General features: G+C 68.2%; 8 protein-coding genes. 5 read left to right on the forward strand and 3 right to left on the reverse strand.

Translation table 11 applies throughout. From position 1 onward, the window contains the following. Positions 1 to 365 precede the first annotated feature (365 nt). The 3 genes from ACWELQ_RS27930 to ACWELQ_RS27940 all read left to right on the forward strand — a co-directional run bounded on the left by ACWELQ_RS27930 (position 366) and on the right by ACWELQ_RS27940 (position 4,971). On the forward strand, positions 366 to 1,826 hold the full coding sequence (locus ACWELQ_RS27930) for a nucleotide-binding protein (RefSeq protein ID WP_452400017.1): 1,461 nt from the start codon (positions 366 to 368) through the stop codon (positions 1,824 to 1,826). Between the two features lie 158 nt (positions 1,827 to 1,984). Continuing rightward, positions 1,985 to 3,157, forward strand: coding sequence for a DUF7373 family lipoprotein (locus ACWELQ_RS27935; protein ID WP_452400010.1), 1,173 nt, complete (start codon positions 1,985 to 1,987; stop codon positions 3,155 to 3,157). Further along, positions 3,154 to 4,971 (forward strand): protein kinase domain-containing protein, encoded by a 1,818-nt coding sequence (locus ACWELQ_RS27940; protein WP_452400011.1) that lies wholly within the window; start codon positions 3,154 to 3,156, stop codon positions 4,969 to 4,971. Before ACWELQ_RS27935 ends, ACWELQ_RS27940 begins: the two co-directional genes overlap by 4 nt. Positions 4,972 to 5,036: 65 nt before the next feature. On the opposite strand, the gene ACWELQ_RS27945 is transcribed toward ACWELQ_RS27940, so the two are convergent. After that, positions 5,037 to 5,543 carry a DUF4254 domain-containing protein gene (locus ACWELQ_RS27945; protein ID WP_452400012.1) on the reverse strand — a complete coding sequence of 169 codons (507 nt, stop codon included), beginning with the start codon at positions 5,541 to 5,543 and terminating at the stop codon, positions 5,037 to 5,039. 178 nt (positions 5,544 to 5,721) lie between these two features. Here ACWELQ_RS27945 and ACWELQ_RS27950 point away from each other — a divergent pair, with 178 nt between their 5' ends. Both ACWELQ_RS27950 and ACWELQ_RS27955 read left to right on the forward strand, forming a co-directional pair. Next, positions 5,722 to 6,561 carry a GntR family transcriptional regulator gene (locus ACWELQ_RS27950; RefSeq protein WP_452400013.1) on the forward strand — a complete coding sequence of 280 codons (840 nt, stop codon included), beginning with the start codon at positions 5,722 to 5,724 and terminating at the stop codon, positions 6,559 to 6,561. Continuing rightward, entirely contained in the window at positions 6,558 to 7,244 is a 687-nt protein-coding gene (locus tag ACWELQ_RS27955) for a GNAT family N-acetyltransferase (RefSeq protein WP_452400014.1), read from the forward strand. Before ACWELQ_RS27950 ends, ACWELQ_RS27955 begins: the two co-directional genes overlap by 4 nt. Positions 7,245 to 7,254: 10 nt before the next feature. Here the strand turns inward: ACWELQ_RS27955 and ACWELQ_RS27960 are convergent, their stop codons facing one another. After that, a complete protein-coding gene (locus ACWELQ_RS27960) occupies positions 7,255 to 8,412 on the reverse strand; it encodes a serine/threonine-protein kinase (protein WP_452400015.1) in 1,158 nt (385 codons plus the stop codon). A 24-nt stretch (positions 8,413 to 8,436) separates the two neighbouring features. Then, positions 8,437 to 9,268 (reverse strand): FtsK/SpoIIIE domain-containing protein (locus tag ACWELQ_RS27965; protein ID WP_452400016.1); only part of this gene is annotated, 832 nt, incomplete at its 5' end.

Raw genomic sequence — 9,268 nt, forward strand, 5'->3', positions numbered from 1 at the left:
CACTGCGGACCGGTCCGCAGGGATCCGGCCCCATTCCGCAGTGGTCCGGTCCGCAGGGATCCGGCCCCATTCCGCAGGTCCCGAACTCGGCCCCGCAGGCCCCTGGTCCCATTCCACAGGGGTCGGGCCCCGGTCCACAGGGTTCGGGTCCCATCCCGCAGGTTCCGAGCCAGGCTCCGCATCCGCCGACCGGTGGCTACTGGACGCCGCCGCAGCCGCCCATCCCGGGCACAGCCCCCGTGCAACATGGTCAGGCTCCGGCTGCGCCGAGCGTCGCTGCGCAGCAGCAGAATCCGTTCGTGCCGCCAGCCGAAGGCTCACAGGATGCCATCGATCCGGATGCGAATCCGTGGGCGAATGCCCCGATGTCCGAGGCCGCCGCGGCTGGACTGACCGGTCCTCACGGGCTCGGTACCGCGCCGACCGGCGTGGGCATGCCGGGCAATATCGCACCCGCTCAATCGAATTGGGGTCCGGACGCGTCCGGACAGCAAGGCCAGACCGGAACGCCGTGGGGTGTACCGGGTCAGCAGTCCGGGCAGGGACCCGCGCCGCAGCAAGGCGCGCCGTACTCGCCCGCGCCGGGACCCGACACATACGCACCCGGTCACGAGGGTGCCGGGCAGGTCGGCGCACCCGGGCAGATGCCGTGGGCTGCGCCCGCCGCACCGGGACAGCAGGCACCGGGGTACCAGCAGGGCGATCCTGGTCAAGGGCAGTGGGCCGCGCAGGGTTCGGAACAGCCTGCGGGCTATTCCGGTGGTGCGGTGCCGAATTCGAACTTCGCACCGGGCCAGCACGGCCCGCAGTCCGGCCCGGCGACCGGCCAGTACGGCCCCGGCCCGCAGGGCCAGCCCGGGTACGGCGCGCAGTGGGGCACGAACGGTCCCGGCGGGACCGCCCCTTCGCTGGATGACGTCCCGTTCCGCAAGGCCAAGAAGGCCCCCGATTCCGGTTGGCGTCGCGCGGTTCACCACATGTCCGGTGGCGCGATCAATCCCGGTATGTCCGCGGAGGAGCGCCGGCTGCAGGAGTTGGTGGCGCGCATTCGCCAGCCCGTGCGCGGTGATTACCGAATCGCGGTGCTGTCGCTGAAGGGCGGCGTCGGCAAGACCACCACCACGATGGGCCTGGGTTCGATTTTCTCCTCCATTCGGGGCGACCGGGTCATCGCGGTCGACGCGAATCCGGACTTCGGCACCCTGTCGCAGCGCGTCCCATTGCAAACCCGCTCCACGGTCCGGGATTTACTGCTGGACGAGCACATTCAGCGGTATTCGGACGTGCGCCGCCATACTTCGCAGGGCAGCAGCCGTCTGGAAGTGCTGGCCAGCGAACGAGATCCGGCGGCTTCCGAGGCGTTCAGCGAGGACGAGTACCGCGCTGTCGCGCGAATTCTCCAGCGCTTCTACAACATCATCCTCACCGACTGCGGCACCGGCCTCATGCATTCGGCCATGGCGGGCGTCCTGGACCTGGCCCACTCCTTGGTCCTGATCTCGTCCTCCGCCATCGACGGCGCCCGCAGCGCCGCCGCCACCCTCGACTGGCTGTCCCTGCACGGCCACGACCACCTGGTCCGCAACGCGGTCGTGGTCATCAACCTCCCCCGCCCCGGCGCCCCCAGCGTGGGCATCAACCAACTCCGCGACTATTTCCTCTCCCGTTGCCGAGCGGTCCACATCATCCCCTACGACTCCCACCTCGGCGAGGGCGCGGAGATCGACCTCCACCGCCTGAGCAAGCCCACCAAGCGCGCCTACGTCGAATTGGCGGCCACGGTCGCCGACGACTTCTCCGCCGACCACCGCCGCTATCGAGGCTGAATCGAATCCGTTCAGCGGCATCGAGTTCAGTCCCCTCGCCCGCACATGACATAGCACCCGACCGGTGCTAACTTGTGGCTCGAGCGCCGCCTGTTCGGCGCGTGCGGGAGCGAATGGTTCGGCGGCCCGCTGCTGTCCGGTGATGAGGGTTGAAACGCATGCGTCTGTGGTTCCGGCGATTGTCGGTTGCCGGAATGGGTGTCGTACTGCTCGTTGTGGCCACGGCTTGCGGGAATGATGCTGGGGCAGCTGATTACGGGCCGTATTCGACCGCGGCGGGACAGAATGATTTCGATCGGCGGCCGAGTCGGATTCGGGGAATTCTGGCCGAGTCGCTGCGCCTGGCCGACCATATCGTGTTCCCGGCGGAGGTCGATGCCGAGCTGACCTCTCTACGCGGGGGTGGGGTGTCGGCGGATGATCGTGGCTGGCATGAGGCCGCGTTCTCGGCGGCGCAGCGGGGTGCGGGGCGTGCGTTCGGGGTGGCCGGGTCGTTCGGGCTGGCGGCGGCGAATCGGAGTGCTGATATTCAAGGGCCGCCGGTGAAGTATCTGGCCGTGGCGCTCACCGCGTTCCGCGACGATGCCGCGGCGAAGGCGGCCGCGGCGGAGATGGCGCGGGTGGATTTCGAGGCGAGTCCCGAGAACGCGCCGATCCCGTTGGCGGACTTCCCGTCCGCGCTGAGTCATTGGCGGCCGGGGGTCGCCTCGATCGGCAGTCTGCTGGCGTGGAAGAACGTGGTGATCCGGGTGTACGCGGAGTTACCCGAGCCGGATCCGGGACGGCTGGCCGATCTGGTGAGCGCCACCTATCGCAAGCAGGTGGCGCAGTTGACCGGGTTCGATGCCGCGCCGGTGCCGGATCCGGCGACGATCGGGCTCGACCCGGATGGCCTGTTGACGCGGCTGGTCCGCACCGGCGACCCGCTGGCGGATCCGAAGTCCTTCGCCGCCTTCGGTGTTCGCGCCTTCGCGGCGCTCGCCGCCGAACCGGCCCGCAAGCTGAGCACGCTGTCCGGCTACGGCGTGACCGCGCTGGCGGTCTCGCACGACAAATACCTGTATCGGATGCGCGATTCGAAGTCCGCCCAGTCGTACGCCGGCTGGCTGTCCGATGACCCGGAGAACTCGGAGTACACCTGGATGCGTAATGCCCTGCCCGGCGCCCGCTGCTCGGAGGCGACCCGCCCGGACCCGAAATCGCTGTCGGCCCGCAGGTATCGCTGTGTGGTGACCCGCGGCGAGTATGTGGCCACGGTCTACAGCAATACCGACACCGATGTCCGGCAGTTGGCGGCGGCGCAGTACGCGATCATGGCGGGTGAGCGATGAAGGCGCTGCTGCCCGACGATCCGCGCTGGATCGGCCCGCACCACATGATCGCCGTGATCGGCACCGGCGGTATGGGCCGGGTGCTGCTGGGCCGGACGCCGACCGGGAAACTGGTGGCGGTCAAGCAGATTCACCGCGCGCACACCGATGACCTGGAGTTCCGGGCCAGGTTCCAGCGCGAACTGGAGACCGGCAAGCAGCTGACGGGCGCGTACACGGCCACGGTGGTGGACAGCGATCCGGATGCCGAAACCCCGTGGCTGGCCACCGAATACGTGCCCGCCCCGGATCTGGCGACGGTGATCGCGGGCTGCGGTCCGCTGCCGCTGCCCGGGCTGCGGCTGCTCGCGACCGGCCTGGCCAGCACGTTGATCGAGGTGCATCGCGCGGTGCTGGTGCACCGCAATCTCAAGCCCGGCAATGTGCTGCTGACCCCGGAGGGTCCGCGCCTCATCGACTTCGGGATCGCCAGTCCGCGGGCCGCCGTGGACGACTCGGTCCCGGCCGCTTTCCAGGCTCCGGAGCAGTCCGAGGGCCAGCCGGTCACCTCGGCCGCCGATGTCTATGCGCTCGGCATGCTGCTGGTGCTCGCCGCCACCGGCACGGTGTCCTCTTCGCCGGATTTGGCGGCGGTCCCGCATTCACTCCGCAAACTCGTGGAGTCTTGCCTCGCGGCGGATCCCGCGCAGCGCCCGTCGGCGCGGCAGCTGCTGGAGCAGGCCGAGCGCATCCCGGGGGAATCCGCTTGGCCGCAACCAGTTCTGGATTTCATCGAGGCGCATCGGGTGGACGCCGAATGGTGGGCGTCCAGCGGTGAGCAGGAGACCCGGTACCGGGACCAGTTGGCGCGCTTGGCCGGTCGCCGTCGTCGCACGGTCGGTATCGCGTCCGCCGCGGCCGTCGGCCTGCTGGTGATCGGTGGCACGGTGTGGAGTCTGAGCGGCTCCTCCGATACCGGCGGTCACGCCCAGCCGCACAAGGACCCGTCGCTGGATCTGTCGGCGGCGGAGCTGCGCCTGCTGGATGTCTGCGCGGTCATCGACAAGTCGGTGGCGGGCAAGCTGGGCACCCGTACAGGCGATCCGGAGTCCACCCCCGAGGGCGGCTGCGCGACCACCGTGGTCGATTCGACGCAGCGAAAAGTCCACTACACCTTCGACATCCCCGATCACGCGATCGGTGTCGATCAGCTGACCCCGACCGGTCGCACCGCGGGCTGGGCGCCCATCCTGAGCGCCGGGGCCGCGGGCAGTACCTGCGATACCGCGGTCGTCACGCAGTCGTCGGTCCCGGTCACGCTGCGCATGTCCGCCGAGGAGCTCGACCCCGCCGCCCCGCCCGAATCCGCCTGTGCCGCCTCCGAAGCGGCGCTGCTGGCGGTGGTCCAGCAGCTCACCGACTACGCGCCGCAGCGGCAGTTGCCGCCGTCGTCGATCCTGCGCCTGGATCCGTGTGCGGTCGTGCAGGAGAGCATGATTCACGATCTCGCGGGCGACCTCGTCGATCATCAGCGCACCCCGCACGCCTGCACCACGATCGGCCGCGAGGGCTGGGTGCGCATCGACCTGGCCGACGAGTCGCGCCCGGATCGCGGTGACTGGACCTACGACACCGTGCCGGTCGGCGAGTTCACCACCTTCGCCATCGGTGCACGGACCGCGGGCGACTGCTCGCTCAGCTATCTGGTCCGCCCGACCGAAAAAGACAATGCCGAGCAGTTGAAGATCAGAGTTTCCGATCTTTCGAATTCTCCGGACGCTTGCGGCAAAGCGGAAAAACTACTCACCGACGCGATTCCGCGTTTGCCGAAGTGAATTAGTACAAAACACATGGCGGTCCGGGCCACCCTCGGGCCCGGACCGCGCAGTGGGTTCGCTATTTACCAGGCGGGCAGTCGACGCCGACCCGCGAGCACATCGCGCACGAGATCGTCATAGGCGTCGGACAATTCAGCCAAATGGTGCCAAGCGCCATGCAGCATTTCATCATTCGCGTCAAGGGTCATCAACGCATGATGGGCACGGACCGACGCCTCGGCGAGCCGATCGATGACCGATCCGACCGTTTCGGTATGCAAGGTCGCACCCAGTCGATGCTGGGGAACCGAGCGCACGATCCAGTCGTCAATGGCCATGACCAATTCGATTCGGCGGCGCTTGTTTTCGATGATCGAGGTCGGGTCGGTCTCCGGCCCGATGCCACCCCGCCCGACCACTCGGCGCTCGTGCAGCACGGCGAGGTCGTGGGCGAACCACAGCAGGGGTCCGCCGATGACCCGGTGCCCGCGACAAGCGCGCAGGAGTAGGTCGGAGGTCGGCAATAGGCCGGAAGCCAGTGGCTGCGCCTCCATGTCCACATAAGAACAGGACACGTCGGGCAATGCCACAACGACCGTGTTTGATGTCTCCGAACCTGCCACGTTGCCTCGCGTTCTTCGACGTATAACAACACCGCATTCAGGACGTTCATTACAATAAACCTCAGAATGCTGCTGTCAAGCCTTACACGGCAGTAGTACCACCGGAGTAGACTTCACAGCCTTGAAGCAACAACCGAGGAGCGAGATGGCGGACGGTCCGAGATATCAACGGATCGCAGACCTCCTCCGCGAGGAGATCCGCGCCGGCAAGTGGGAACCGGGCGATCGACTACCGAGTCACAACGAGTTGGCCGAGCAGATGCAGGTCTCGATTACGACGGCTCGCAATGCGATTCAACTCCTGGTCGCCGAAAACCTGGTTTACACAGCGACTTCGCGCGGCACCATCGTGCGCAGCCAGGAGGTCCTGGAATCGGTTGTGACGAACCATATTCGGCCCGACCGGCCGGTGGCCGCGCACGACATCTTCTCGGAGATCGCGCGCGCGGCGGGGCGGCAGCCGTCCAAACAGTTCAGTGCCAGAATGGAACCGGCCAGTTCGGAGGTGGCGCACTGGCTGGGGGTGGCGCGCGACGAGTGGGTGGTGTCCCGCACGATCATGCAGTACCTGGACAACGAGCCCTGGTCGTGGGAGGTCAGCTTCTATCCGCGAGATCTGGCCGAGGCCACCGGAATCGACGCGCCGCACGACATTCCGGAGGGCACCACGCGGCGGTTGGCCGCGCGGGGTTTCGCCGAGACCGCGCATCGCGACACCGTCGTCGCCCGCCCCGCCACCGCGGAGGAGGCGGCGCTGCTCGGCGTCGGTCCCGGCACGATCCTGCTCGATCATTTGCGCATCGGAGCCAACCACGAGCGCATCACGCGAGTGACGCGGCATCGTTCCACTGCTGCCCGCAACCGATTGGCATACGAATTGGGTGACAACGAGGGAACGGACATAATTCGTAAAACTCTGGGCGCTCCCTGTCCGCCCGGAAATTCCCATTCCTTCGGCAATTCCCTGCTACCCGGCGCGCCATGACCCCGCACCTGCGCCCGGCCACGCTTTCGGATCTGGGAACCGTCACCCGGTTCCGGCTGCAACGTACGAGCTGGCTGGCCGCACGCGGCAGCGACCAGTGGACGCGGACCGGACGAGGTCTCCCCATCGAGACCTTCGTCCGGTCCGTGGCCACCGCCGTCCGCAACGGCGAAACCTGGATCGCCGAACTCAACGGCGAACCGGCCGCCACCATCACCGTCAACGACCGCGCCGACGAAAACCTCTGGTCCCCCGGCGAACTCGCCGACGCCGTGATCGTCCACTACATGATCGTCGACCTCCGCTTCGCCGGCCTCCGCCTGGGCGAATCCCTCCTCGCCCACGCCGCCTGCCTGGCCCGCCAAAAACACCGCACCTGGGTCCGCCTCGACGCCTGGACCACCAACGAGGCCCTCCACGCCTACTACCGCCGAGCCGGCTTCCACCTGGCCCGCATAGCCGGCCCCGAAGCCACCGGCCCCTCCCGAGCCCTCTTCGAACGCCCCACCGCCGACTGGACCGCCCCCCACACCTCCACCCGCCCCTACACCCCGCCCACCGCCGAACCCACCCGCCTCACCCTCGCAGTAACCCCCACCCTCTCCTGGCCCCTCCCCCACACCCCCTTCCTCCGCCCCCACCCGGGCGTGGTCGCCGAACCCGGCCCCGCACCCACGACCTGAGCCGAAACGGCTAGTGGAACAACATGATCAAGAGGGCGATCAGAGCGAAGAGCGCGATGAACCCGAGGCGCACCGCGAGTACCGCCGATCCGACATTCCACGACCGGCCCGGGGCGAGATCCTCCGCCCTGGGGCGCGGCGCCGGTTCACGCGAGGCGACGTTGGAGAGCAGACCCGCGAACGAGCGTGGATCGGACGTCCGATTCGAGCCTGGCTCGGCACCGCCGACGTTGCTCAGCAGATCGGAGAACGAGCGGACACCGGGCGCGGCGTCGATGGGCCGGGCCGGGGCAGGCGCTCGCACCGTGACGGCGGTTCGCGCCGGTGCGCCGGACATGGCTTCGGTTGCCGCGGTGGTGAATTCGAGGCAGCTGGTGAATCTCTGGGACGGGTCCTTGGCCAGCGCCCGGGCCAGGACGTTGTCGAGAGCCTGCGGCAGTTGGGGGCGGAGGGCGGTGATGCGGGGCGGTGGCTCGTTGAGGTGGGCGAGCATCACGTTCAGCGCTTCGGTGCCGGGGTAGGGGTTTTGGCCCACCAGGAGGCGGTAGAAGGAGCAGGCGAGGCTGTATTGGTCGCTGCGGGGGTCGAGTTTGCCGGCCGAGAGTTGTTCGGGGGAGGCGAAGGCGACGGTGGCCATGAAGGCGCCGGTGCGGGTCAGTTCGGTGGAGCCGTCGGTGGGTTTGGCAATTCCGAAGTCAGCCAGCAGGACTCGTTCGGGACCGTGAGGCTGAGGGGCCAACAGGAAGTTCGCGGGTTTGATGTCGCGGTGGAGCATGCCGTGGTGGTGGGCGTGGTCCAGAGCCTTGCCGATTTCGGTGATGATGTGCAGGACCCGCATCGGGGTCATGGAGGCTGGGTCGTGGTTTTGGGCGGTCGCGGCGTCGGTGCCCGCGACGTACTGGAGAGCGATCCACAGGCAGCCCTGGTCCTCGCCCCTGTTGTGGACCGCGACGATGTTCGGATGATCCAGGGTCGCAGCCAGATTCGCTTCGCGGTCGAAGCGGGCGCGGAACTCCGGGTCGGTGGCCAGGTGGGGCCAGAGGACCTTGATGGCGTCGCGGCGGGGTAGGGCGGGGTGGGCGGCCAGGTAGACCGTGCCCATCCCGCCGCTGCCGAGTGCGCGTTCGATGCGGTAGCCGCCGAGTATCGAGCCGGGGCCGATGTTCATTTGTTCCCCCTGTCCCGCAAGTGATTACAGGGCGGGGAGGTCGGCGATTTGGATCATTTCGTCGCCGCGGGAGCGGGACCAGAGGATGCCTCGGCCGGGGGGCAGGCGCATCGGGCGGATGTCTCCGATGAGCTTGCCCTCGTCGCGGGAGCCGCTCATGAGCAATGCCGGGACCGACAGGTTCTTCATGGAGCCGAGGACCTGGTCGTAGAGGGCGCGGGAGATGCCGCCCATGTTGCGGGAGATGATGACGTGCAGGCCGATGTCGCGCGCCTGCGGGAGCAGTTCCACCAAGGCGCCCAAGGGGTTTCCGCCCGCGACGACCATGTCGTAGTCGTCGACGACGACGTAGATCTCCGGGCCGCTCCACCAGTCGCGGTCACGCAGCTGCTGGGGAGTGATGTCGGAGCCGGGGATGCGCTTGGACAGGTAGTTGACGACCTCCTTGACCATCCCGCCGCAGGTCTGCGAGGACGTCGAATACCCGGCCAGCTGATCGCCCTCCAGCACGCCGAGCAGGGTGCGCCGGTAGTCGATGAGGATGACGCGGGCGGTGTCGGCGTTGGAGCTCTCGGCCAGGCCGCGAATGATGTTGCGCAGCACCGTGGTCTTACCGGACTCGACTTCGGAGAAAACCATGAAGTGCGGGTCGGAGCCGAAGTCCAGGACGATCGGCTGCAGTTCGGATTCGCCGATGCCGATGACCACCTTGGTGGGGCTCTGCACGATGCCGTGGCGGCGAGCCAGCTCCATGAGCTGTTCGCGGGGCACGCTGGGCGGCAGGGTGCGGACCTCGGGCGCGCGACGCTCGCCCCAGAGGGCCTGCATCTCGGTGCGCGCGGCGGCCACACCTTCG

It is taken from the genome of Nocardia sp. NPDC004722, from assembly GCF_053601505.1.

Coding starts and splice junctions, on each gene's coding strand:
- ACWELQ_RS27930 (WP_452400017.1), top strand. CDS start 366: ATGTCCGAGGCCGCCGCGGCTGGACTGACCGGTCCTCACGGGCTCGGT.
- ACWELQ_RS27935 (WP_452400010.1), top strand. CDS start 1,985: ATGCGTCTGTGGTTCCGGCGATTGTCGGTTGCCGGAATGGGTGTCGTA.
- ACWELQ_RS27940 (WP_452400011.1), top strand. CDS start 3,154: ATGAAGGCGCTGCTGCCCGACGATCCGCGCTGGATCGGCCCGCACCAC.
- ACWELQ_RS27950 (WP_452400013.1), top strand. CDS start 5,722: ATGGCGGACGGTCCGAGATATCAACGGATCGCAGACCTCCTCCGCGAG.
- ACWELQ_RS27955 (WP_452400014.1), top strand. CDS start 6,558: ATGACCCCGCACCTGCGCCCGGCCACGCTTTCGGATCTGGGAACCGTC.
- ACWELQ_RS27960 (WP_452400015.1), bottom strand. CDS start 8,412: ATGAACATCGGCCCCGGCTCGATACTCGGCGGCTACCGCATCGAACGC.